Origin of the sequence: Mucilaginibacter sp. OAE612 (assembly GCF_041806395.1) — a bacterium.
Lineage (GTDB): Bacteria > Bacteroidota > Bacteroidia > Sphingobacteriales > Sphingobacteriaceae > Mucilaginibacter > Mucilaginibacter rubeus.
Genome location: NZ_JBGMUW010000001.1, coordinates 3,523,651 through 3,550,600, shown reverse-complemented (window position 1 = coordinate 3,550,600; position 26,950 = coordinate 3,523,651). Strand labels below are relative to the sequence as shown.

General features: G+C 43.3%; 15 protein-coding genes. 12 read left to right on the top strand and 3 right to left on the bottom strand.

All coding sequences use genetic code 11. The features are described from left to right. Positions 1-40: 40 nt before the first annotated feature. The 7 genes from ABID99_RS14660 (at position 41) to ABID99_RS14630 (ending at position 15,221) form a co-directional block, all read left to right on the top strand. A complete protein-coding gene (locus ABID99_RS14660; RefSeq protein ID WP_373614184.1) occupies positions 41-1,327 on the top strand; it encodes an esterase-like activity of phytase family protein in 1,287 nt (428 codons plus the stop codon). Between the two features lie 417 nt (positions 1,328-1,744). Further along, complete coding sequence (locus tag ABID99_RS14655) at positions 1,745-4,945, top strand: SusC/RagA family TonB-linked outer membrane protein (protein WP_373614183.1); 3,201 nt, start codon at positions 1,745-1,747, stop codon at positions 4,943-4,945. 26 nt (positions 4,946-4,971) lie between these two features. Further along, entirely contained in the window at positions 4,972-6,711 is a 1,740-nt protein-coding gene (locus ABID99_RS14650; protein ID WP_373614182.1) for a RagB/SusD family nutrient uptake outer membrane protein, read from the top strand. 97 nt (positions 6,712-6,808) lie between these two features. Beyond that, a complete protein-coding gene (locus tag ABID99_RS14645; RefSeq protein ID WP_373614181.1) occupies positions 6,809-10,378 on the top strand; it encodes a VCBS repeat-containing protein in 3,570 nt (1,189 codons plus the stop codon). Positions 10,379-10,519: 141 nt separating this feature from the next. Next, positions 10,520-12,355, top strand: coding sequence for a family 16 glycoside hydrolase (locus ABID99_RS14640; RefSeq protein ID WP_373614180.1), 1,836 nt, complete (start codon positions 10,520-10,522; stop codon positions 12,353-12,355). A gap of 12 nt (positions 12,356-12,367) precedes the next feature. Beyond that, positions 12,368-14,332, top strand: coding sequence for a c-type cytochrome (locus ABID99_RS14635; protein WP_354481962.1), 1,965 nt, complete (start codon positions 12,368-12,370; stop codon positions 14,330-14,332). Positions 14,333-14,450: 118 nt separating this feature from the next. Next, the gene (locus tag ABID99_RS14630) at positions 14,451-15,221 is read left to right on the top strand and encodes a DUF1080 domain-containing protein (RefSeq protein ID WP_176623915.1); all 771 of its coding nucleotides are present in this window, start codon (positions 14,451-14,453) and stop codon (positions 15,219-15,221) included. Between the two features lie 261 nt (positions 15,222-15,482). Here ABID99_RS14630 and ABID99_RS14625 read toward each other — a convergent pair whose 3' ends face one another. Then, positions 15,483-16,712 (bottom strand): MFS transporter, encoded by a 1,230-nt coding sequence (locus ABID99_RS14625; protein WP_354481965.1) that lies wholly within the window; start codon positions 16,710-16,712, stop codon positions 15,483-15,485. Between the two features lie 56 nt (positions 16,713-16,768). After that, entirely contained in the window at positions 16,769-17,422 is a 654-nt protein-coding gene (locus ABID99_RS14620; RefSeq protein ID WP_176623919.1) for a FadR/GntR family transcriptional regulator, read from the bottom strand. Between the two features lie 186 nt (positions 17,423-17,608). On the opposite strand from ABID99_RS14620, the gene ABID99_RS14615 reads away from it, so the two are divergent. From ABID99_RS14615 to ABID99_RS14595, 5 genes are all read left to right on the top strand, one after another. Continuing rightward, complete coding sequence (locus tag ABID99_RS14615; RefSeq protein WP_354481968.1) at positions 17,609-18,217, top strand: sigma-70 family RNA polymerase sigma factor; 609 nt, start codon at positions 17,609-17,611, stop codon at positions 18,215-18,217. A gap of 48 nt (positions 18,218-18,265) precedes the next feature. Continuing rightward, positions 18,266-19,204, top strand: coding sequence for a FecR family protein (locus ABID99_RS14610; RefSeq protein ID WP_176623923.1), 939 nt, complete (start codon positions 18,266-18,268; stop codon positions 19,202-19,204). A gap of 110 nt (positions 19,205-19,314) precedes the next feature. Next, positions 19,315-22,674: a SusC/RagA family TonB-linked outer membrane protein gene (locus tag ABID99_RS14605; protein ID WP_373614179.1), complete on the top strand. Its 3,360-nt coding sequence runs from the start codon at positions 19,315-19,317 to the stop codon at positions 22,672-22,674. A 33-nt stretch (positions 22,675-22,707) separates the two neighbouring features. Continuing rightward, the gene (locus ABID99_RS14600; protein WP_373614178.1) at positions 22,708-24,222 is read left to right on the top strand and encodes a RagB/SusD family nutrient uptake outer membrane protein; all 1,515 of its coding nucleotides are present in this window, start codon (positions 22,708-22,710) and stop codon (positions 24,220-24,222) included. Positions 24,223-24,280: 58 nt separating this feature from the next. After that, on the top strand, positions 24,281-26,116 hold the full coding sequence (locus ABID99_RS14595; RefSeq protein ID WP_373614177.1) for an alkaline phosphatase: 1,836 nt from the start codon (positions 24,281-24,283) through the stop codon (positions 26,114-26,116). Between the two features lie 91 nt (positions 26,117-26,207). On the opposite strand, the gene ABID99_RS14590 is transcribed toward ABID99_RS14595, so the two are convergent. Next, positions 26,208-26,939 (bottom strand): MIP/aquaporin family protein, encoded by a 732-nt coding sequence (locus ABID99_RS14590; protein WP_373614176.1) that lies wholly within the window; start codon positions 26,937-26,939, stop codon positions 26,208-26,210. Between the last annotated feature and the right edge of the window lie 11 nt (positions 26,940-26,950).

Genomic DNA, 26,950 nt, shown 5'->3' with positions numbered 1-26,950 from the left:
ATGGCCGATTCCTTTGTAAAACTAATCGATCACTTATCAAATGAAAAAACAATTCCTTAGCGTCATCGCGTTATCCGCGGCGATCCTTTCTTCCTGCCACGATGATAATAAGATAAACCCATTCAGCTATCCTGATATGGCCGAGGCGCAAAATCCGGCTATCCTTTTCACCACTGCCGACGGTGTAAAGGTTTATAATGGCGGCTTTGGATCGGCAGTGGCAGCAGATCCTAACCAGAAAGATGTGTTTTACCTGCTTACCGACCGTGGTTCAAACGTTGCCGGGCAGACAGCCAATTCCATCATCATCGGTAAACCAGACTTTGATCCGCAGATAGGTAAGTTCAGGTTGAAGGATGATAAACTGGTATTGGAACAAACCATAGAGTTAAAAAATGCCAACGGCGGGAAATTAAATGGTTTACCAAACCCCGCCGGAATGGGAGCTTCGGGCGAAATTCCATTTGATCTGAGCGGAAATCAGTTATCACCAAGTGCCGATGGTATTGATTCGGAAGGTTTGGTTTTGGCGGCCGACGGTACTTTTTGGGTAAGCGATGAATACGGTCCGCATATTGTTCACTTTGATGCCAGTGGCAAAACCATCGAACGCATTAACCCTTACGAATCAGGAACCGGCGGCCGTAAAATTCCTGCGGTATTTGCCACCCGCCGCGCTAATCGCGGTATGGAAGGGTTGGCTATAACACCCGATGGCAAAACACTGGTTGGCATGATGCAATCGCCAATGTATAACCCATCTAAAGCAAAGGTTGCTAACTCAACTGTATTGCGCATCCTTACCTTTGATATTGCAACGGGCAATACAAAACAGTATGCTTACCTTATGGATAATACTTCATTAACAGGCGTTAGCGATATAACCGCTGTTAATGCCACTACATTTTTAACTATTGAACGCGATGGTAAGTTTGGAGGTGCGCCTACCGATCCAGCTACGTTTAAAAAAGTATTTAAAATAGATATCAGCAATGCTACCGACATCTCCGACCCCGCGAACGGTGCTAACGGCAAATTATATAACACCAAAACTGTTGAAGAGCTTAATGATGCCGCCGGTTTACAGGCAGCCGGTATTACCCCGGTTACCAAAACACTGGTGCTCGATTTACTTAAAGACTTGCCAAAGGTATACCCTCATGATAAAGCCGAAGGTTTGGCTTTGTTGCCCGGTAATATCCTCGCTATATCAAATGACGACGATTTTGGTGTTGTTGATAACGGTAAAAATGGCTTTGCAGCTAAAATTCTGCCTGCTACAAATTCGGTTGACAGGAACAGGATCTATTTTGTGAAGCTAAAATAGGGGATTTAAAAAGTTAAAAATGATCAATGCCTTCCGGTGTTAACTGGTAGGCATTTTTGTTTATACAACCTGCACAACGTTAGGGTAATGTTTTAAAATTAAAATCAATTTTATTGTTAAAATAACATTTATTCGGTGATTTAATTTTAACATTGACATGTATTATTTTATCACGATGGCGATAATATATTGGCTTTTGGTTTTGTTTTGAAGTTTTAACTAATTGATAGTTAGTTATTTGAAATTTTAAATTTATATTTTTAGGTTATGTTAAAATAATACAAAAAACCACTCATATCGTATTATAATCGATTGTTACCTCTGGCTACTTTTACTTAGCATATAATCTCTTTGGCGACAACTGTTAAGAAGTGATCATGTGCTTTAAACCAATTTTAACAAATTAAAGTAAAACGTATGAGAGGAAAACTACGTATCAAAAAAGTTGTGGCCTTATTCTGTACAAGTTTATCATTTGTGTTGATAAGCCTGTCGGGGCAAGCCCAAAGTAAATTGATTACCGGTAAGATCACCGGTTCGGACAACGGACTACCTTTGCCGGGTGTTACCGTTAAGATAAAAGGGAGCACGCAGGCTGCGGGTTCAAAGGCCGATGGTACCTACTCAATAACCGCCGGCAACAATGAAACACTTGTTTTTAGCTTTGTTGGATTCTTAAACCAGGAAGTTGCCATAAACGGCAGATCGGTTATTAACGTATCATTAGTGCCTGATAATAAAACACTAACCGAGGTAGTTGTTGTGGGTTATGGTACTACTAAGCGTAAAGATTTAACGGGGGCTATTAGTTCAATCAACGCCGATCAGGTAGGTAAAGTGCCTGTGACCAGCGTTGACCAGGCTTTGCAAGGCAGGGCAGCGGGTGTACAGGTTACTAACAATGATGGCGCACCCGGTAGTAGTGTGAGTGTATTGATCAGGGGGGTAGGTAGTTTGGCTACAAATGGTAATGAGCCTCTATATGTGGTTGATGGTTACCCGATCAGCGGAGGCTTAAATAACGTTAATCCTAACGATATAGCTAATATTGATGTGTTGAAAGATGCTTCGGCAACAGCTATTTATGGTGTTAGGGCAGCAAACGGCGTTGTTATCATTACTACAAAAAAAGGTCGGAAGGATGGTGGGGTGCAGGTATCGTTAGATGCCTATGGTTCATTGCAATCAAAACCAAAAAAGTATAAAGTTCTTAACGCTCAGCAATGGGCAACCCTGGCCAATGAAGATCACGCATCTGAGGGTAATTTTACAGAATTGCCTGAATGGGCAAATCCTTCGGCATTAACCAGTGTCGACTGGCAGGATGCAATTTATCGCCAGGGGGCAAAACAGAGCTACAACCTTGGTATACGCGGAGGCAACGAAAAAATTCAATCTGCCTTTTCAGCTGGTTATTATGACCAAAAGGGGATTGTTTTAGGTTCATATTTTAAGCGGTTAAACCTGGGTATGAATATTGATTATACCGTAAGTAAATGGCTTAAATCATCTACCAGTGCTAAGTATTCAAGGCAGGATCAAAATAATCCATTTGGTTCAGGATCATTGCAGCAATTAACAGAGCTTATCCCTACGCTCGATGGTGGTAATAAGTTAACCAACCAGATAAAAGACAAAAATGGGAACTATGGTTTTTATAACCCGATCAATATTTACACAAAAAGCTGGAACAATCCATTATATGCTATTGAAAAAAACGATTATAAAAACCTAAATAATTACCTTTTGGCAAGTAGCTCATTAGAGGCTACTATTATAGACGGGCTTAAGATCAAAACCAATGCGGGCCTAAACGTAAGTGACTATTCGGGTTACTTCTTTCAACCGGAAGACCTTCGCTGGCAGGAGCAATATGGTTTAAGCGGAGCTAACCAAAATTCTGTTTATTCGCAAAGCGCTAATAACACTTTTGAGTGGTTATGGGAAAATACCATATCGTATGATAAAACCTTCGGAAAGCACGCTATTAACTTTGTTGGTGGTGTTTCAGCACAATCAAATACCTACCGGTATATGACAGGTACCGGAGATAAATTGATCAATAATGCCCTTCGGGATCTGGCGCAGGTTAACGATCTTGTTGTTACAGGCAGCCAATATACAACAACTTTTGCTTCACAATTTGGACGGTTAATCTATAAATACAATGACAAATATATTGTAACAGGTACCGTTAGGCGCGATGGTTCGTCGAAATTTGCTAACGGGCATCAATATGGTGTATTCCCTTCGGGTTCCGTAGCCTGGAAAGCTAAAGAAGAATCATTCCTGAAAAACGTTGCATGGCTGTCTGATCTGAAGTTCAGAGGAGGGTATGGCGAAGTTGGTAATCAGGGCTCTATTCCATTATTTCAATATAATGCCTTATATTCATCAGGTGGTGCAGCTACTACCGGCACAAACGTGGGTTACCCATTTGGTAAAAATGGTTCGTCAGGAGAGGTTTATCAACCCGGCTTGGCACCAACACAACCTGCCAACCCCGACCTCAGATGGGAGACTGATTACCAAACTGACATTGGTATGGATGCTGCCTTCCTGAATGGCGCGCTTACTTTTACAGTTGATTATTATAACAGGAGATCGAAAGACTTTTTGTTAAACCTTCCTGTATCGTCACAAACTGGCTTTAGCCAAAACCTGGCACAAAATGTTGGTGAAATTAATAACAAAGGTTTTGAGTTTGCCGTAAACTACAACCACACGGTAAATGATTTCAGGTATGGTGTGGGCTTGACTTTTACTACGGTTAAAAATAAATTAGTTAGCCTTAATAAAAGCCTAACCTTTATTGATAACCTTACCACGGTTACTGGTCTTAACGGTAATGGCTGGGGGCAATTCAGCGAAACCAATATCGGGCAGGCTGTAGGTGAGTTTTTTGGTTATAAATCATTAGGTATATTCCAGTCGCAGGCACAAATCAACGCTTTAAATACGGCCGCTGCAGCTAAATTTCCTAGTAACCCATATTACTGGAAAAGCGTTACCCAACCAGGGGATCGTTATTATGCCGACACCAACGGTGACGGACAGGTTACCCCTTCAGACAGGACAAGCCTCGGTAGTCCGATCCCTAAATTTTATGGTGGTTTAAACCTCGATTTTGCTTATAAGGCATTTGATCTTAACGCATATTTTTATGGCTCTTACGGAAATAAGATCCTGAATTATCAGCAAAGGACTCTTGAAAGCTTTCAGGCCCCCGGCTTTGTTGGTGTTGAAAACGTAGGTTACGATTATTATGTTAATCACTGGACCCCGAGTAATCCATCAAATCGTTACGCAAGGCTTACATATAATGATGATACCAGCGCAAATAATGTACCGTCAAGTGTGTATGTTGAAGATGGTAGCTATCTCCGTTTAAGGAACCTTACCCTGGGTTATACATTACCGTCTGACGTCACCAAAAAGTTAACCCTATCAAAAGTGAGGATTTACTTTTCCACCCAGAATTTGTTTACTATAACCGGGTATAAAGGCCTGGATCCTGAAATTGGCACAGCTAACGGAAGTGCAACAGCATCTGGTATTGATGCGGGTAATTACCCTTCATCTAAGTTTTATACACTTGGTTTAAATGTAACTTTCTAATTGGGCAGCGATAAAACAGTAAAGAAATGAAAATCAACAAAAAATATATCACACTAATTGCTCTCGGTGCCACACTTATGGTTCCATTGAGCTGTAAAAAGAATTTTCTTGACCAAACAAGCTATACACAGCTCACTAAAGATGCTTATTTTAATAAAGCATCTGACGGTATAGCGCTTGTAAACTCAATTTATGATACCTATCAAAATGCCGACTTGCTAAAAAAGTCGATCTGGTATTATGCTAACTTTCAAACCCATGATTTTTTTAACTGGGGAAATGACCGCTTTTATAATTACTACGCAATAACTACAGATTTTGGCCCGATCAGGACTTTTTGGCAACGTGCTTATGTGGGTATATCTCGAGCTAACTCTGCAATTGAAATCATTCCCGAAATGAAAGCCAAAGGGATTCTTGACGAAAGTTTAGCTAACCGATTGCTTGGTGAAGCCTACTTTTTACGCGGAATGACCTATTACTATCTGGCGGGTAGTTTTGGCGGTGTGCCACTGGAGCTTAAATCAGTAACTGATGGTTTAACCGCAAGAAGTACACAAGAACAAGTATTTGCACAGGTAATTGCCGACACCAAGCAGGCTGCAACTTTATTACCATGGAGGGAAGATTTGCCAGCTTCTGAACTTGGAAGGGCAACAAAAGGTGCTGCTTTAGCTTATGAAGGTGCTGCGCAAATGTGGAATAATGATTACGCCGGTGCATTGGCAAACTTTAACCAGTTGGATGGGCATTTTTCACTGATGCCTAATTTTATAGATGTAAATGAATACAACCATCAAAATAATGCTGAGTCGATATTTGAGGTGCAGTTCACAGTAGCAGGTACCCAAAGTTGGGGTGCAGGTAATGAAGTAGCCTGGATTTCGGATTTTAGCTGGCCGGAGGAGGTTTCAAACTTCGGTTATGATTATGCCAATCCGGGATTATATTATTCATACCAGGCTGGTGACAAACGTAAACTGGCAACAGTGATTGGCCCCGGCGATGAGAACATTAGTCCGGGAATTATAGGTCGGGGCGGCATTAAAGTTTATCCTTTAGTAGTAGCAGGTTTTGCGAGCTCCGATCCTAAGGTAAAAGCTAAATACACTGGGGATGACGGTAAGATCATCAATACCTGTGGTACACATGCCAATCCATGGTATGGTTCTGACGGTGATGGTTTACGTACCGGTTTCTACTGTGCTAAAATGTGGCGCGACCCCAACCTTGATGCTAACTCCGGTAATTCAACAATTTTTGGCGCTCAAAATCAAATACTGTTACGTTATGCCGAAGTATTGCTTGATAAAGCCGAGTGCCAGATCCGTACAGGTGACGCAGCAGGTGGCCTGGCCACGATTAAAAAGGTAAGAGACCGTGCGTGGGGCGGCACTGCGCCGGCTGTAATGCAGGATGGTGCAAATTATGACGGTTCGGCTTCAAGCCCAATCACAGACCCATTACAAATGGTTTACAGCGAGTACAGGCATGAACTTTCAGGTGAATATTCTGTGTTTTATAACCTGCGCAGGGCTGGTGTAGCTGCCGAATTCATTAAAAAAGCTTACGGTACAGTTGACAATAATACCAACATGATCCCTAACCCTAACACTGCAGATGCAAAGCTTGATGCAGATAACGGTTTAAAGCTTCATGGCTTGTATAATACATCACTTCCGGTAGGTCGTGATCTTTATCCTATTCCGCAGCTTGAGCGTGGGCTAAACCCTAATTTAACTCAAAATCCGGCATACGGTAATTAGTATATTGTTATCATTTAACAGAAAAGGCTTCTCCCGCAGGGAGAAAGCCTTTTTGTGTTAATTATTATCTTTAAAGAATAAACCAATCCCCTAATTGATGAAGAAAATTTTACCCATCGTTATACTATGTTCATTTGCCTTATTCTCCTGTAAAAAAGCTTCACTTTTTCAGCAGGTTTCATCATCTCATTCGGGCATTCATTTTAAAAATGAGATCATCGAAAACGATTCGATTAACCCGTTAGACTTGGTGAATATTTACAATGGAGGAGGCGTAGGGGTTGGCGATTTTAATGGCGATGGCCTGCCCGATTTATACTTTACGGGTAATATGGTGGCAAGTAAGCTATATCTTAATAAAGGTGATTTTAAGTTTGATGATATTACCGATGCCGCGGGTGTAAATGGCGCGGGCCGATGGGGAAGAGGTGTTGCGGTAGTTGATATAAACAATGATGGTTTACCGGACCTTTACGTTTGCAATACCATTACCAAAGACTCGCTGAAAAGGCGGAACATACTATACGTTAACCAGGGGAAAGGCAACGATGGTATTCCTCATTTTAAAGATGAGGCTTCAGAATATGGTCTGGAAGCTGGCGCGCAATCAACCATGGCCAGCTTTTTTGACTACGACAACGATGGTGACCTGGATATGTACCTTACAGTAAACAGCGCCACGGCAAGTTACAATCCTAATTTATTCGGTAATTCAAATTATACGGCAAATCATAGCCGGGGCAGGTTGTACCGTAACGATTGGGATGAAAAATTACATCATGGCGTGTTTCATGATGTATCCGCACAGGCAGGTATTAACCTGGATGGTTACGGCCATGCAGCCACAACGATCGATTTTAACAACGACGGGTGGAAAGACATTTACGTATCGGATGATTTTATATCAAACAACATCCTTTACATCAACAACCATGATGGTACCTTTACCAATCGTACCAAAGAATATTTTAAACACACATCCTACAACGCTATGGGGCAGGATGTTATCGATATCAATAACGATGGCTTGCCCGATGTTGTTGAACTGGACATGAATCCGGAGGATAACTATCGCAAAAAGATGATCCTCGGTCCCAATAGTTACCAAACTTATCAAAACTTTGATATTTATGGTACACAATATCAATATGTACGCAATACCCTGCAATTAAACCAGGGGCCGCGTTTAGGACAGAATGGTGCTATTGGCGCCCCTGCTTTTAGCGAAATAGGCTTTTTAAGTGGCATTGCTCAAACCGACTGGAGCTGGACACCGCTGATCACCGATTTTAATAATGACGGCTATCGGGACATGATCATAACCAACGGCTTCCCTAAGGATGTGTCTGACCATGATTTTATGACTTACCGTGAGCAGGCCTATGCCGTTACTTCCAAACAAAAAGTTTTGGATCAAATACCCGAAATTAAGCTGCATAACTATGCTTTTGCGAATAACGGCAACCTCACCTTTACCGATGTGAGTAAGGATTGGGGCTTAAGCCTGCCTACTTTTTCAAACGGTGCAGTGTACGTGGACCTGGATAATGACGGGGCTATGGATATGGTGGTTAACAATATCAACGATGAAGCTTTAGTTTATCGCAACACATCTCGCGATGATAAAAATAACCTCGATAAAACGCACTACCTGCAAATCAGCTTTAAAGGTGATAGGCAAAATATTAACGGCTTAGGTGCTACGGCCGAGATATTTTACGATAAGGATAAGACACAGGTATATGAAAATGATCCCTACCGGGGATATATTTCATCGGTACAAAGTATAGCGCATTTCGGTTTGGGTAAAGTTACCGCAATAGATTCGGTTTTGATCAAATGGCCCAATGGCAAAAGAGAAAAGCTGACAAAGCTAAAAGCAGATCAGTTAATAAAGGTTGATATAAAAAATGCTCAAGACCCTTATTCCTTTGTTCAGCCGCAAATAGCCGCGAACGCTTTATTTAAAGAAATAACAGATTCCATAGGGATCCATTATACCAACAAGGGAAGCGGTTTTCTTGATTTTAATATCCAGAAACTACTCCCGCACAAACTTTCGGAGTATAATCCGGCTTTAGCCGCGGGTGATATCGACGGTAATGGCTTTGATGATTTGATCATTGGCGGCACCGCTTACGATCAGGCGCAGGTTTTTTTCCAGATGCCCGATGGCAAATTTAACCGCCGCAACCTGTTAACAGGTAATATTAATCCTGTCCATAATTTTCAAGACGAGGGTTTGTTGCTTTTTGATGCTAATGGTGATGGCAAGCTCGATTTATATGCGGCCAGTGGAGGTTACGAATTTGCAGCAAATGGTCCAGAATACCAGGACAGGCTTTATATCAATGATGGCAAAGGCAATTTTACGCTTACTGCTGATGCTTTGCCTTCAAATCTCACCAGCAAACTTTGCGTACGGGCTTGTGATTATAATAAAGATGGCAAGCCCGACCTGTTTGTATCAGGAAGAGTTGAGCCATGGAAATACCCCAACCCGGTTTCGAGTTTTATTTTGCGGAACGATAGTGAAAATGGTCATGCAAAATTTACGGATGTTACAGCACAGGTAGCCCCGGCTTTGAAAAACATAGGCATGATTTGTGATGCCCTGTTTACCGATTATGATAACGACGGCTGGCCCGACCTGGTCATGGCCGGCGAGTGGATGCCGGTAACATTCCTTAAAAATGAACATGGTAAGTTTGTTAATACCACAGTTCAATCCGGCCTGGGCAATAAGCTGGGTTGGTGGAACTCATTGGTAGCCGGAGATTTCAGGCATACCGGCCGTACGGATTATATTGTCGGGAATTTGGGCGAGAATAGCCTGATCAAAGCCAGTGACCAATATCCTGTTTACATTACAGCTAAAGAATTTGATAAGAGCGGCATCTACAGCGCGATTCCGTCTATTTTCCTACCCGATCAAAACGGGGACAAAAAAGAGTACCCAATGTACGGTCGCGATGATATGCTGAAGCAAATGATCAGCATGAGAAAAAAGTTTACCAATTATCGCTCGTACGCTTTGGCAACTATGGATGAGGTGCTTTCATCCGAACAGAGGAGCGGGGCGTTGAAGCTGAAAGCTAATACCTTACAATCATGTTTTTTAAGGAATGATGGCAATGGTAAATTTACAGCTATCCCGCTGCCGGTTGAAGCCCAGGTATCGGTATTAAACGGTATGGAAACCGGAGATTTTGACGGGGATGGAAACCTCGATGTAGTTATCAATGGCAACGATTATGGCAGTGATGCTACTATCGGGCGTTATGATGCGCTTAACGGTTTAATGCTGAAAGGTGACGGCAAAGGCAACTTTAAGCCATTAAGTATTATGCAAAGCGGTATTTATATTCCGGGGGATGGTAAGGCTCTGGTTAAGTTCCGTGATAAAAATGGGCAGGTAATATTGGCCGCCAGTCAGCATAAAGATGTTTTAAAAGTTTTCAGATCAGAAAATAAAACAAAAGCTATCCCGGTTAAGGACAATGATGTTTATGCACTGATTAAATATAAGAACGGCAATACCTCAAGGCAGGAATTTTATTTTGGCTCATCTTTTTTGTCGCAATCAGCAAGGTTTATACAGCTTAATGACAAAATATTAAGCGTTACCGTTTTTGATAACAAGGGTAACCAAAGGCTTGTAAATTAGGTGTTTTGCCTCCGGGTGAAATTACACCCGAAAATGATTGAAATATTTTCGTAATCGATTGCGTAAATTAATTATCTTGCGGTGCTAATGTAAGGTCGACTATGCGCCTTAGCCAATAAACCATATTATAATTAAAAATCAATGCATTGCTTTAATCAATCTCCTAAGCTCTTCGGCAGAAAAAAGTTTTGGATAGCATGTGTTTGCCTGCTGGGTTGCCAGCAACTCAGGGCGCAAAACACGGTACCTCTTACTGATCTTTCTTTTTTTGATAATCCTTCACCTAACTGGAAAGTAGCAGCCGGCGTACAGGCTGATATTGCACAGGATGAAGTTTTAACCCTTAAAGACGGCAACGGGATTTTGGTAAACCTGCCCGGCAAAAAGGACGCAAAAGACCTGTTTACCAAAACCACTTATGGCGATGCCGATCTTGAGCTTGATTATATGATGGCCAGGGGTTCAAATTCCGGCATCTATTTGCAGGGGAGGTATGAAATTCAGCTATTGGATAGCTGGGGAACGGTAAACCCGAAATCGGGGGATAATGGTGGCATTTATGAGCGCTGGGACGATAGCAAGCCCGAAGGTCAGCAAGGTTATGATGGCCATGCGCCGAGGCAAAATGCCAGCCGTGCGCCGGGTTTGTGGCAGCACATGAAAATTTCGTTCCAGGCGCCGCGCTTTGATGGCAACGGCCAAAAGATTAGTAACGCCAAGGTTCTTTACATCTGGCTCAATGGTGTTTTGATCCAGGATAATGTGGAGCTTGCCGGACCAACCCGCGGAGCTTTTGATACTAAGGAGGCCGCCACCGGTCCGCTGCGTTTACAGGGTGATCATGGTCCGGTAGCTTTCAGGAATATCAGGATAACCAGTTTTGACAAGCCTCACCCTGCACTTTCAAACCTGAAATACGGGGTTTATAAAGATGGGATTATTGAGGGAGATAGTTATAAGAAACTAAAACCCGAATCAGAAGGAACTTCGCCTGTATTATCATCAAACCAGGGTAAGCTTACCAATGATTTCCTAATCCGTTATACTGGCAGTATTCAAATTAAAGAAGCCGGCGAATACGTTTTTAAACTAAATGTACCGGGTGGTAAAGGCAAGTTGCGTATTGACGGCGCCGACGCGGTTACGTTAACCGAAAACAAGGGAGAGGGCAAGGCCCAGTTACAACCCGGCGATCATCCGTTTGAATTACTCTACTCAAAAACTGTCGAATGGGCCAGGCCGGCTTTAGGGCTTACGGTGTCAGGCCCGGGCATCCGCGAGTATTTATTGAGCGATGCCAATGTAAGCAACAATGATCCTGTTGATCCTATTTTGATTAATGCAACTTCAAATACTGTATTACGGAGCTTTTCTGATTTACCGGGAGGTATCAGGGTTACCCATGGTGTAAATGTAGGCAGCCCTGAACTGTTGCATTACACTTACGATTTGGATAAAGGAATGATTGTTGAGATTTGGCGTGGTGGTTTCTTAGATGCCACACCCATGTGGCATGACAGGGGCGATGGCTCATCGCGCCCGGCTGGTTCTGTACAATACCTTGGCAAACCTGTACCCGCTATCGAAAAGTTGAGCGATGCAAATGCCGCCTGGGCTTTGGATACTGCAGGCACAGGATACAGGCCCAAAGGCTATGTTTTGAATGCCGACGATGTTCCGGCATTTAAGTACAATATTTATGGCACTTCGGTAAATGATGCCAGCAGTGTGATGGATAAAGGGCAAGGTATTCACCGGGAAGTAACGCTTGCCAATGCAGTAGACGGCCTGTTTTATCACCTGGCATCCGGCAATATCGAAACGCTGGGCAATGGATTATATGTCATTGATGATAAATCCTATTATATCCGTATTGATGATGCGGCAGGCGCCAAACCTATTGTTCGGGATGCGGGAGGAAAGCAGGAACTCATCATCCCCATTCAAAAGAAATTAACCTATTCTATCATTTTTTAAGCTGCCTTGATCATGAACAATACTTTAAAACAAATGATAAACAAGGGCACGTTTTTATTTACGCTTATAATTATCGCGCTGTTGAGCGATATCAAAAATACTTTTGCCCAGGCCGAATCGCCTAAAGAAGATGACTTTTTTAAGATCATGAAAGTGCCCGCGCCTGAGGGTACTATCCTGGAAGTTGGCGGTTTGTGTACGCTGCCTAATGGCACCCTGGCGGTAACTACCCGTCGTGGAGATATATTTATGGTCGAAAATCCAACCGGTCAGCATCCTTTTTTCCGCAAGTTTGCTTCGGGCTTGCATGAGGTGCTGGGTGCCGCCTGGAAAGATGGTGCGTTGTACGTTGTTCAGCGCGGCGAATTGACCAAGCTGGTTGATACCAATATGGATGGTAAGGCCGATGTTTTTGAAACTATTTATGCATGGCCATTATCTGGTAACTATCATGAGTATAGTTTCGGGCCTAAAATAGCGCCCGATGGCTCATTCTTTGTGACTTTGAACCTCGGCTTCCCGCCCGATTGGTGGCACCCGAAAAGCTTTGTGCCTTACCGGGGCTGGGCTTTAAATATTAAAGAAGATGGCACTGTTACGCCATGGGCAGCGGGCTTGCGTTCGCCTTGCGGTATTAGTATGATTGATGGCGAACTTTGGTATTCAGATAACCAGGGCGACTGGGTTGGTTCAGGTAGTATCATGCCGATCAAAAAAGGGGCTTTTATGGGGCATCCTTCAAGCCTGGTTTGGACGGGTTTACCTAACTCGCCGCTAAAACTCACATCCGAGCAATTCTTTGCCAAAAACAACCCGAGGATAGAATTTGATAAAAACGGTCAACCTGTAAAGCCACAAGATATTGTTAATGAAAAATTTAAAACGGAGTTTGAGGCTAAAAAAGAAATCCCTGAATTACAGCTGCCTGCTGTTTGGTTACCGCATGGTATCTTAGGTATCTCCAACTCCGAAATTGTTAAAATCCCGGAAGGCGCATTCGGCCCTTTTGCCGGGCAATTACTGATCTGCGACCAGGGCCAAAGTATGGTCGACAGGGTGTTTTTAGAGAAGGTTAACGGCGAATACCAGGGCGCGGCCTGGGCTTTCAGAAGCGGTTTCCAATCGGGCATAGTAAGGCTGGCCTGGTTACCTGATGGTTCATTGGCTACAGGCGAAACCAACCGTGGCTGGGGATCTGCCGGGGAGGCCACTATGGGCTTGCAGCGATTGGTATGGAACAATAAAGTTCCGTTTGAGATGCGTGCTATCCGTGCAATGCCCGATGGTTTTGAGATAGAGTTTACCAAGTCGGTTGATAAGAAAGTAGCTGAAGATATTGCTTCATACTCTGTAGAAAGCTATATCTATAAATACCATGGCGTATATGGCAGTCCGCCGGTGAATACCGAAAAATGCCCGATAGCAGGTGTGAAGGTATCGGCAGATGGTTTAAAAGCGCGATTGATTGTGAATAACCTGCGTAAATATTATATCCACACCATCACGCTTGCAGGTATCCGCGATAAGGAAAACTATTTCAATTTAGTTCACCCAACGGCTTATTATACGTTGAATAATATCCCCGAAGGGCAAAAACTTTCCATGACGGAGGTAAGTACGGTAAATTCTGCCAAAGCTGCAGCCGCGGCTGATCTGAAAAAGGGCGTTGCCGGTAAAAAATCTGCGGCGGTAAAATCTGCTGCAGGATTAAACGCGGTTCCTACTTATGCCGAAGTACAGCCGATCCTGCTGAAAAATACCTGTCTTTCGTGCCATAATGCTACAAAAAGGCAGGTGGGTCCGGCTTACGTGGATGTAGCTAAACGCAAATATAGCGTGGCCGAATTGATCCAGCTGATCCGTAGTCCGAAGCCCGAGCACTGGCCAGATTATTCAACGCCTATGCCACCTATGCCGCAGGTTCCTAAGGAAGAGGCCCGTAAGATAGCTTTATGGATCAAATCGCTTGCGAAATAAAGCTGAAAGCCGAAGGCTTAAAGCAAAAAGCTAAAGGCCCTGCCTTAAAAGCTTTTAGGCTTTCAGCTAAACATGAATTAGTTATCTGATTATTTAACCCTGATCAATTGTTTTAAAAATGAAACGCAAACTTATTTTCACTGCTTTATTAGCAGGCAGTTCTTTAACAATATTCGCGCAGCAAAATGCTAAGCCGGAGGATACCGAGATCTGGTCGCCGGTGCCGGCTGTAGTTACCCCTGGTAAAACTCTGGGAGATGCACCTTCTGATGCCATCATTTTGTTTGATGGCAAAAACCTCGACGAATGGGTAGCCACCAACGATAGTACATCAAACCATAAATGGAAAGTTGATAATAAAATTATTACGGTAGATAAAACCGCAGGCGATATCCAAACCAAACGTAAATTCATGGATTTTCAGTTGCACATCGAATATCGCATCCCATCAAACATAACCGGCAGCGGACAAGCACGCGGTAACAGCGGCATTTTCCTGGCAGCCCTGCCATGGGGAGCCGGTGGTTATGAGTTGCAGGTGCTTGATAACTATAATAATAAAACCTATGTGAACGGGCAGGTGGGCAGTTTATATAAACAAGCCATCCCCTTGGCAAACGCTTGCCGCAAACCCGGCGAGTGGCAAACTTATGATGTGATCTGGACAGCTCCCCGTTTTAATGAGGATGGTTCGTTAAAATCGGCCGCCCGCGCTACCGTAATTCACAATGGTGTGCTGGTTCAAAACAATACCTCATTAATAGGAGATACCCCTTACATTGGTAAGCCTGAATACCGTAAACATGGTGCTGCTCCCATAAAGCTGCAGGCGCACGGTGATAAAAGTGAACCGATCAGTTATCGTAATGTTTGGGTAAGAGAGTTGTAAAAAAAACGTCGTTGCGAGGAACGAAGCAATCGCAAACTGTACAGAGAGACTTGTATAGCTGCTTTGCTAATAGGGGATTGCTTCGTTCCTCGCAATGACGGTTTTAATAAATTGATGCCGTTTTTAAGGCGATCATCTTGCGCTCGTTTATAACGAGCGCTTAATATGGTTCGGCGATTGTATCGCCATTGCGTTATAAACGCAAACCCACGTTACGCACTCGTTGAAAACGAGCGCGAGATATTAAGGGCATTTAAAATCTTAACTCACTGCCTTCTTCCCCTCAATATTAGGCAATAAGCCGGTGAAGATACCTATCAGCGGCAAGTACGCGCAAACCTTAAATACATAGTTGATACTGGTCATATCAGCAACTTTACCCAATATAGCCGATCCTAAACCGCCCATACCAAAAGCCAGGCCGAAGAATAAGCCCGCTATTAAACCTACCTTTCCTGGTACAAGTTCGGTAGCGTAAACTAAAATTGCCGAAAATGCCGATGAAAGGATTAGGCCGATAAACACAGATAAAACGCCCGTCCAAAATAGCGATACGTAGGGCAGGAGCATGGTAAAGGGCGCTACACCCAATATCGAAATCCAGATGATGTATTTACGGCCAAAACGATCACCTAACGGCCCGCCGAAAAGCGTTCCCGCAGCTACTGATCCTAAAAACATAAACAGATAAATTTGTGATTGCTGAATGCTTAAATGGAACTTATTGATCAGGAAGAAAGTATAATAGCTGGTGATGCTGGCCAGGTAAAAATATTTGGAGAATATAAGCACCAGCAAAATGCCCAGGGAGAATATCACCCTTCTTTTGGAGATGTTCAACTGAACGGTTTCTTTAGCATTTTTGTTTTTTGCATTAAAACTGAGGCGTTCGGCATACCATTTAGCTATGCGGAGCAATACCAAAATTCCGGCGAAGGCGATAAGGCAAAACCAGATCACGTTTGATTGTCCGTAAGGGATCACGATAAGAGCTGCAAGCAGCGGTCCAATTGCGCTGCCGGCATTACCACCCAGCTGAAAAATAGATTGAGCCAGTCCTTTTTTTCCTCCCGATGCTAAATGTGCCACCCGGGATGACTCCGGGTGAAATATGGATGAGCCAATACCAATAAGACTTACGGCCATCAGCATAATAGAAAGGTTGCCGGCAAAAGAGGCAAGCATCAGTCCGGATAGAGTGAAACCCATGCCAATTGCCAATGAATATGGTTTGGGTTTTTTATCGGTATAAAGGCCTACAAATGGCTGCAAAATAGAAGCGGTAATTTGATAGGTGAAGGTGATTAGCCCTATTTGAGTAAAATTAAGACTAAACCGTTGTTTGATAAGCGGGTATATGGACGGTATAACCGATTGCAGCATATCATTGATAAAGTGTGCAAGGCTTATTGTAAACAAAATTGAATACACTGTTTGCTGAACCAATTTTTTAGGTTCGGGGATAATAGTTGTTGGCGATGTAGATTCCATTAGCGACAGATTAAATTATAAAACATTATATCATCAGATGAATTTGATGAAATTTTTTAATATTGATGAATTTCGATAACGGTATTCCAGGCCTGTTTCGAATCGCAATCGAGAATGTTTTTCAGGAGCTTTTCGTGCAGGTGCTGAGTTTCGATAAAAATGCGCGTATCAGGGTGGATTTCAGTGAACCAGTTTTTTAAATGTACGGCTGCCGTTTTATATAGATCGCTCAGGATCTCGTTTTTTGATGCTTCGGCAATAGCGATGTGAAATTTAACATCAGCGTCAATACACTCTTCCAATAGCCCGGCTTCGGCAGTTCTGTTCCGGGTTTCTAAATGGCTTTTCATGTTAAAAATATCTTTTTGCGAGCGGTTTATAGCAGCTTTCTCGGCTATTTTCATCTCCAGTAACTGTCTCACTTCGTCAAGGTCCTGTGACCGGGCGCGTTTAATACGGGCTTCCATTGGCTCCGGATTAACAGTACTGCGCTCTACAAAAGTACCCGCACCCTGCTGGATCCTAAGCAGGCCTGATTGTACCAGGCTTTTTGTTGCTTCGCGAATGCTTGAGCGGCCAACACCAAACTCGGTCATAAGCTCCGGTTCGGTTGGTAGTTTATCATTTATTTGATACCTTCCTCCGGCAATCTGCTCCTTCAGTTTCTCAGCAATCTCTTCAGCCAGCGACCTTTTAATAATTTTACTCATTTGTGTAAATCATCAGATGAATTACAAAGGTATAGGTTTGTTTGAGAAATAAAAGTTATTTTGGGGGCAAAATCTATTTTTAAAAAATAGTGCCAATTATTAGCCTGTGTTTTCTAAAGCATTAATATATATTTAAATTTAGCTTAACATTAGTGCCGTTACTTTGATGCCATAAAAATACCCCTTGTGAAACAATATTCGGATGCACAACTTCTACTTGAACTGCAGGGCGGTAACGATGGTGCATTCCAGGAAATTTATGAGCGTTATGCGGATAGGTTGATTGCCTTCGCGTTAAAGAAAACCCAAAACGAGGATGAAGCGATGGATATGGTACAGGAGCTGTTCCTCTCCATATGGAAAAATCGTAATACCATCCAGGTAAATGGAGCGCTTGAAGCCTACCTCATGGTTTCTGTTAATTACATGAGCTATAAGTGGTACAAAAAGCAAAGTGTCAAGCCACGACCGTTAGATGATCTTTCCGAATTACAGGAAACTTATGAACACAGCACCGAACAAAAACTTTCCCTTGCCGAATTGCACTTTTTGATAGACCAGGAAATAGCGGATATGCCCGAGAAAATGCGACAGGTTTATTTGTGTAGCCGCGAGCAGGATATGACCGGCCCGCAAATAGCCGAATTTTTAGGCTTATCGCATCAAACCGTGCGCAACCAAATTAGTAATGCTTTAAGCAGGTTGAAGAAATCTGTTCAGAAGTATTACGATGTCATCCCCTTTGATAATTACAGCAGATTTTTGCTGTTGATAATTTTTTTCAAAAAGTTATAGTACACTCCTCCGTCTCGGGTCACTTATCAGGTATAAAGCCCCTGTTAGGTGAATCAAAGAGAAATAAAAAAACTACTCAATAAGTTTAACGCCGGTAAATGCACCGACGAGGAATTGCAGCTTTTACAACAACTGATGCATAACCTTGACACGGATGCCAAAACCGGCGACAATGTTAAAGCCCTTAAGCAACCGCTTTGGGAGCGGATAGAAAAACAAACCATAGAAAGAGGTAAAATCCGCAGGCTAAATACCACCTGGTTGAAAGTTGCCGCTGCTGTTTTGGTAGCTGTATGTGCCGGACTGTTCTACTCAAAATTAGCCACCCACAAAAATGAGCAAATTGCTTACCAGGTAATCACCGCTCCTAAAGGCTGCATGAAACAGGTAATGCTGCCAGATAGCTCAACTGTTCAGTTAAACGCGGGTACATCATTAAAATTCCCGGTTAGCTTTGGCGATTCAAAAAGAGAAGTAACGCTGATAAATGGAGAAGCCTTTTTTGATGTGAAGCATGATATTAAAAGGCCCTTTATGGTGCACACCGCTAAGGTTACTACTCAGGTGCTTGGTACATCGTTCAATATCAAATTTTATAAAGAGCTGCCCGACCTGCAGGTTTATGTGAACAGCGGCAAGGTTGAGGTGCATGATCAGCGTCATACATTGGGTTTTTATACACCGAGGCAGCAGCTAACCTATAATAAACAGCATGAAAGCTTTACACACCAGGAACTAATGGCCGATCATTCCCTAAGCTGGATGCATGAGGAGTTGATACTGGATAATGCGTCATTTAAGGAGATCACCGTTTACCTGCAAAACCGCTACAGCGTGAATTTTAAATACAATGAAAAACGGCTGGCGCAGCAGCACTACTCGGTAAGGTTTTCAAATAAGTTGAATATCAGGCAGGTGCTGGATATACTTCAGTTTATTGATGGCCGAAAGTATAAGTTAAACGGAGATACAGTAAATATTAAATAACAATATAAAAGGAAAACCAATGCCTGCTCCAACAGGCACTGGCTCAATTAAGTGTAGCTGCCAAAACTAAAAGCCAACAGGCAGTTACTAATCACTTTAAAAACAAATGTATGGAAAAATCTTTAACCCGGATTTCAAGAAGATTAATCTCAGCAATTTTGTTGCTGGTAACAACCCTGACGGCAGTATTGCCCTCACGCGCCTTCGCCGAGCGTAGTGTGTCGCTGATGGATCAGCCGGTAACCGTAAAGTTTGCCGATGAAACCATGGACGCCTCGCTCGAGAAACTCAAAAAAGCGGTAAATACCGTTGCATTTAACTACAAGATGGATGATGTGGCCGTGGTAAAAGTAAAGGCAAATTCATTTGTTAACAAACCATTAAAAGATGTGCTTAACGCTTTAACTGCCAATACGCAATTGGAGTACCGCGAAAAGTACGGCACTATTATCATCTCGCACAAAAAGGTGGTACGTGCACCCGAAAAAATTACGGTGACCGGAACAGTGACCGATAAAGACGGTCCGCTGGCCGGCGTGGCTGTACGCAGCAAAACTTCAACTGCCGCCACTTCAACCGATGTTAATGGTAATTTTAAAATTACTGTTGAAAAGGGCGAGGTGCTGGTATTCAGTTTTATCGGCTACAAAAGCCGCGAAGTTACTGCCGGTCAATCGCCGCTTAGCATTACTTTGGAGGCCGACGTTACGGGTTTAAACGCCGTAGTAGTGGTAGGTTACGGTACTCAAAAAAATACCGATGTAACCGGTTCGGTAGGTTCGTTAAAAGTTAGTAATGTTAAAGATCGTTCGGTAGGTTCGGTGACCGAAATGCTGCAGGGACAAATTGCAGGTGTTACCGTACTAAACGAAGGTGGCGATCCAACTTCGGGCCCAAGCATCAGGCTACGCGGTCAAAGCTCTTTTAATACTGAAGGCCCGTTGATGGTTGTTGATGGTACTATTTACAATGGCGGCCCGATCGATCCGGCCGATATCGAATCAATTGACGTATTGAAAGATTCATACGCCGCCATCTACGGTGCCAAAGCTGCAGGTGGCGTAATACTGATCACAACCAAACGCGGTAAACAAGGCAAAACCAATTTAGATATTACCGCAAAAGGCGGCGTACAAAACGCCTTGAAAATATTACAGGCCTTAAACGCTGCTGATTATGCCGATGCGATCAACACAGCTTATGATAACGCAGGCAAAAAGCGTTTGCCGGCCTTTGATGCTACTGTAAATCCCGATTCGCGCATCACACGTACTAACTGGACTGACGCCTTGTTTAGGACAGGCTACATACAGGATTATAACCTGAATATCAGCGGCGGCAGCGAAAAATCTACTTTTTATATTTCGGGCGGTTATCGAAAAAACAACGCAATTCTTTTAAATACCAATGCTATCCGTTATAACTTTCGCGTAAACTCTGATCACCAAATCAACAACTGGTTAAAAATTGGTGAAAGTATGTCATACTCTTACAATAACGGCCAGGGCGCTAACACAACAAGCGCTTATACCGGTGCTATTTTATCAGCTATATTTTATCCGCCAAACGCTTCTATTTACAATGCCGATGGTAGTTTTGGCGGTGTGCCGGCTGACTACGCGGGTTCTTACGGCGACGTAATTAACCCGGTTGCTTACCTGAAACGTTTAGATAACAGTGATGGTGTAAGCAGCTTCAACGTTAACCCTTATGTTGAAATAAACCTGATCAAAGGCTTAAAATTCCGCTCAAATTTAGGTATTACCAAAAACTCAGAAACTATCAAAAACTTCAGCACAAGGATATTGGAGCCGGGTAAAAAGTTTTTTGACAACTTCCTGTTCCAGGAGCAGAACAACTCGCGTACCATTCTCGCCGAACAAACTTTAAACTTCGACAGAACATTTGGCGAAAAACATCACATATCGGCATTGGCAGGTTACACTTATCAGGATGATATGAACGAGTTTTTCAGCGTAAATACTGATAATTATCAGAGCGAAGATCCAGCGGTTCGTTATATCATTAATGGCACACTTAATCCTACAGGTTTGCCATTACAGGGAGCAAAATCTGAGCAGGGTTTAATTTCTTACATTGGAAGGGTAGGATACGATTTTGAAGGAAAATATTTTATTAATGGGATATTTCGTCGTGACGCTACTTCAAGCATCGCAGCGCAGCACAGAGTTGAAAACTACCCGGGGGTTTCCGGTGGTTGGATAGTTAGCAAAGAAGATTTTTTCCCTAAAGACGGCTTAGTGTCTTTTGCCAAAATAAGGGCAAGTTACGGTCAATCAGGTAACCTTGCAGGGCTTAATACCTACTTCCCTACTTCGGTTAGTGTGTCAAAAACATCCGGATATCTCGGAAACCCAGCTACAGGAGTTACCGGTGCAGCTGTTGATGGTTTAGCTAATCTTGATCTCATTTGGGAAAAAGCAGCACAAACCAACGTTGGTGTTGATTTAGGCCTGATGAACGGCAAGCTGAATGTTACAGCTGATGCATTTGTAAAAACAAATACTCATTTTATATTTCATCCACCAGTTGCAGCTGTTTATGGTGTATCAAACCCGCCGTATGTTAATGGTGGAAAGATCCAGAATAAAGGTATTGAGCTATCTATCAAATATCAGGGTAACCTAGGCGAACTTCATTACAATTTCATTGCCAATGGTTCATACATCAAAAATAAAATTGATGACATTTTACCTGGCCAACAAACCATTCTTGCTGACCCAAGCGTAAGGGGCAGCCTGGTGCCTGTTTGGTTGAAGCAAGGTTACGCGATGTATTCTTTCTTTGGTTACAAAACTGCGGGTTTATTCCAATCGCAGGATGAAGTGAATAACTACAAAGGTCCAACCGGAGCGCTTATTCAGCCAAATGCGAAACCTGGCGATATTAAGTTCGTGGATACGGACCATGATGGTAAAATAACCGAAGCAGATAAAACGTACATGGGTACACCGTTTCCTAAAGTTAGTTATGGTTTTACAGCCAACTTTAATTACGGCCCGTTTGATATGAGTGTGTTTTTGCAGGGTGTAGCAGGTAATAAATTGTTCAATGCAGTTAAATACACCGGCCTTAATGCATCTATTCAAAACTATAACCTGCTGGCTGATGCAAAAAATGCCTGGACACCAAGCCATACCAACACTAATATTCCACGTCTGTCGGCAAGTGATGCAAATGGCAATTTTGGCAACGTATCTGACTTTTATGTAGAGAACGGTTCATACATGCGTATTAAAAATGTAACCCTGGGTTATACCTTACCAAAAGCACTATTGACTAAAATAGGTGTACGTAGTGCCCGAATTTTCGCTAATGCGCAAAACCTGGCCACATTTACCAAATACACAGGTCTTGACCCGGAAGTTGGTATCAACCAAAATGGTGTTGATTTAGGCTTGTATCCACAATCAAGGATCATTTTAGTAGGTGTTAACGTAGGTTTATAAAAAATCAGGAACCATAATTAAGGAGATACAGAGATGAAATTTAAAAATATAATTAGCAAAGGCTTAATGGGTGTAATGATTATTGCACTGGCCCAAAGCTGTAAAAAAGGTACTTTAGATAATATTAAACCAGCAGGTTCGCCAACTACCGCCAACTTCTGGAAAACTGCTGATGATGCCCAGGTCGCGGCCAATGGTTTGTATGAAAAACAAAGTAACAGCGAAGACCTTTATGGCCGCGGTTTCTTTTGGTTCATTAATGCCAGCGATGACATGGTTGTTGGCCGTACATCTGCCGACAGGGAAAATATCAAAAACTTTATCTGTACCGGTAACGAGAGTAGTATTTACGCTCCATGGCAGTTGCACTTTGTTGTGATGAAACGTGCTAATGACGTGATCAACAACGTGCCGAACATCAACATGGATGCAGCTACCAAAAACTTTATTTTGGGCCAGGCTTACTTTATTCATGCTGTAATGCACCTGGAAATTGCCGATCTATACGGATCAGACAAACAAGGCGCTCCTTTGCAAAATCGCGCCAATCCATTAGCGTTCCCGGCGCAATTGCCTTCAGTTAAAGATAACTACGCTTATATCGAGGCTGATTTGAAAAAGGCAGCTTCTTTACTGCCTTACTTTGATAAGCTTGCCGCTGCCGATAAAGGCCGTGCTCATAAAACTGCTGCTTATGCTTATTTGGCTAAAACTTACCTGCATGCTAAGGATTACGCTAACGCCGAAAAATATGCCGACTCGGTTATCCTCAGCGGAAAACATGCTTTGCTAAGTAACTATGCGGATGTATTTAAGATCGCTAATAACTACAGCTCTGAGTATATCTGGTCGGTAGCAAGTAACCTGAATGGTCAAAGCATTTTACCGGGCGCTATGTTAGAGAACAAAGGCTGGGGTTTATATAATGGTTTTGGTTACTATCAGCCAACTAAAGAGCTTGTTGACGAGTTTGAGGCCGGCGATAAAAGGCTTCCGGCTACTATCCTGCAAAAAGGCGATAGCTTCCAGTATTTCGGTCAAACTTATACTTACCCAATTGGTGGTAAAAGCAACAGCTTAACCGGCTACCAGTTTAATAAATATATGGAGCCATTTAGCTATGCAGGCGGCATTCACGTAAGTCCTAACGGCGATGAGCCTTCTACAGATTTAAACGTACCATTGTTGCGTTATGCCGAGATCGTGCTGATTAAAGCCGAAGCGCAGATCATGCAGGGCAAAAACGGTGATGCCGCGCTTAACCAGGTGCGTGTACGTGCAGGATTGCCCCCGATTACTAATGCCACAATGGCAAACCTCAAACACGAACGTCGTGTTGAATTGGCAGGTGAGTGGAGTGATCGTAACTTTGACCTGGTACGCTGGGGCGATGCACAGGCAATTTACGCAAAACCGTTACACGGTTCGGATGGCTCAATTGTATGGAAAGCTCGTAACTTTGACCCGGCAAGGGATAACGTTTGGCCAATTCCGCCAAAAGATATCCAGATAAGCCAGGGCCAGCTGAAACAGAATGCCGGCTGGTAATTGACATATTGAAACTTACAAAACCGGGCTCAGCCCGGTTTTGCTATATCTACACCAAATGAAAAAAAGTACTACCCTAATTACGCTGGCGACGCTGCTGGCAAACGTTGGTTTAACGGCCAATGCGCAGGTTAAAAACTACACCGTAGCCGACGCACACTCCCACAATGATTACAAAAACAACATTCCTTTTTACAGGGCTTATGAAAAAGGTTTCGGTTCTATCGAGGCCGACTGTTATGCCGTTAACGGGCAGTTGATGGTGGCTCACGATAAAAAGGAGATTGACGCTAAGCGGTCGTTAAAGATCTTGTACATCGATCCGCTGATTGAAAAATTTAAACGCGACCCACAGCGCCATTTAAGGCTGCTTATCGAAATTAAGGAAGATCATAAGGCGGTATTGCCCTTGGTGATCAAAGAACTGAAACCGTTAGAACAGTATTTTAATTATGAAGGTCACCCGGGACGGCTATCTATAGTTATGACAGGAGCAGTACCCCCTGCGGCAGAGATGACCAATTATCCGGCCTGGATCTCGTTTGATGTTGACCATATGAACGGCTTTACACCGGCGCAATGGAAAAAGATTGGCATGGTAAGCTTTCCGTTTGGTAAATATATGCACTGGAACGGTAAAGGTGTATTGAATAACGAAGAGATCGCGAGGATAAAAGCGGGCATCGATAGCGTACATAACTCCGGTAAAAAGGTGCGTTTTTGGGAAACGCCGGATACCAAAAGCAGTTGGCTGGCGCTAATCCGTTTAGGCGTTGATGTAATTGGCACCGATAAAATAGAAGAGCTTGGCGATTTCCTGAACAAGAAGCCAACAAGTGAATATACCGCGCCACAAGCGTATGGCATTTATAAGCCAACTTATAAATCGGACGGCGCGGTTAAGAAAGTTAAAAACATCATTTTGTGTATCGGCGATGGTATGGGTTTATCGCAGATCTATTCGACCTATACCGCCAACCGAGGCCAGTTGAATATTTTCCAGATACTCAACATTGGCTTTTCAGTAACTAATTCTGCCGATGCTTATATCACTGATTCGGCGGCCGGCGCCACCGCTTTTGCATCGGGCCAAAAAACTAACGACAGGGCAGTAGGTGTTGATCCGTCAGGCAAACCATTGAAATCATTGGCTGATTACAGCGCCGAAGCAGGCAAAAAGACTGCCGATATTGTGGCCTGTGAATTGACAGACGCTACCCCCGCGGCCTTTTATGCGCACGACTCGGAACGGAGCCACTCTACGGCCATTGCCAATCAAATTACTTCATCGCCTATTGATATTTTTCTGGGCTCGGGATACAAAGATTTTATCTGGCCGGTAAATGGTGAAAGCCCTGTTAATAAAATGAAAAAGAGGGGATACACGGTAATTCGCAACTTTGATGAGTTTTTGAATAGCTCGGCCCCAAAAATCCTGGCTTTGATGGATGACAGCGTAACCCGCCCGAAAATGGAAGGCAGGGGGAGTTATCTGCCGCTGGCATTTAATAAAGTAACCCAAACGTTCAAAAATGCTCCCAAAGGTTTCTTTATGATGATTGAGGGCTCGCAGATAGACCATGGCGGCCATGCAAATAACCTGAAACAAGTAATAACCGAAAATAGCGACTTCGATCGTGTAGTTGGCGACGCCCTGAAGTTTGCTGATGAAGATGGCGAAACCCTGGTAATTGTAACTGCCGATCATGAAACAGGCGGCTTAACCCTGCTTGACGGCAGTATCAACGATGGTTACGTATGGGGCGATTTTAGCACCAATGATCATACCGGTACCCCGGTTCCGGTATTTAGCTACGGCCCGCATTCCCTGGATTTCAGAGGGGTTTATAGTAATACCGAGATCTTTAACAAGATTAAGGCGTTGCTACAGTAGTAGCACATGATAGCTGCCGTAGCTTAACAGAACTTTTAAAGCCTAACGAAGTTTTTAAAACTTCGTTAGGCTAATGCTGTTTTGATGAGATTTATAGCTTAATTGAAAGATACAATACAGCAGCAATGGAAGCCCCAACCAATGGGCCGATAATCGGGATCCATGCATAAGCCCAATCGCTGGTTCCTTTGCCTTTTATCGGTAATAGCATATGCATAAAGCGCGGCCCAAGGTCGCGCGCGGGATTGATGGCGTAGCCGGTAGTGCCTCCTAATGACAAGCCGATCACCCAAACCAGTAATGCTACCGGGATAGCGCCCACTGAGCCCAGGCCGATAGGGGTTTTAGCAGGGGTGATTTCGGCACCAGCTATGTAGAAGATGGTGAAGAGCAGTACAAAAGCACCTATTACCTCGCTGGCAATGTTTGATATGTAATTGCGTACGGCTGGCCCGGTGCAAAATACAGCCAATATAGAGGCAGGATCATTTGTGCGTTTAAAATGATCGTAATACATGATCCAAACTAAAAATGCACCGATACAAGCGCCCGCAAATTGGGCAATAATGTAGGGCGCAACGTTTGCCCAGGCAAACTTACCCGCAATAGCGAGTGCTATGGTTACAGCAGGGTTAAGGTGCGCGCCGCTATACGGACCTGCAACAACTACCCCAACAAAAACGGCTAATCCCCAGGCAGTGGTAATCACTATCCATCCGCTGTTATTTCCCTTGGTATCTTTTAAAACTACGTTGGCTACTACACCATCACCTAATAATATCAAGAGCATGGTGCCTATCAGCTCAGCTACAAATGGAGACATGTTAAAATATT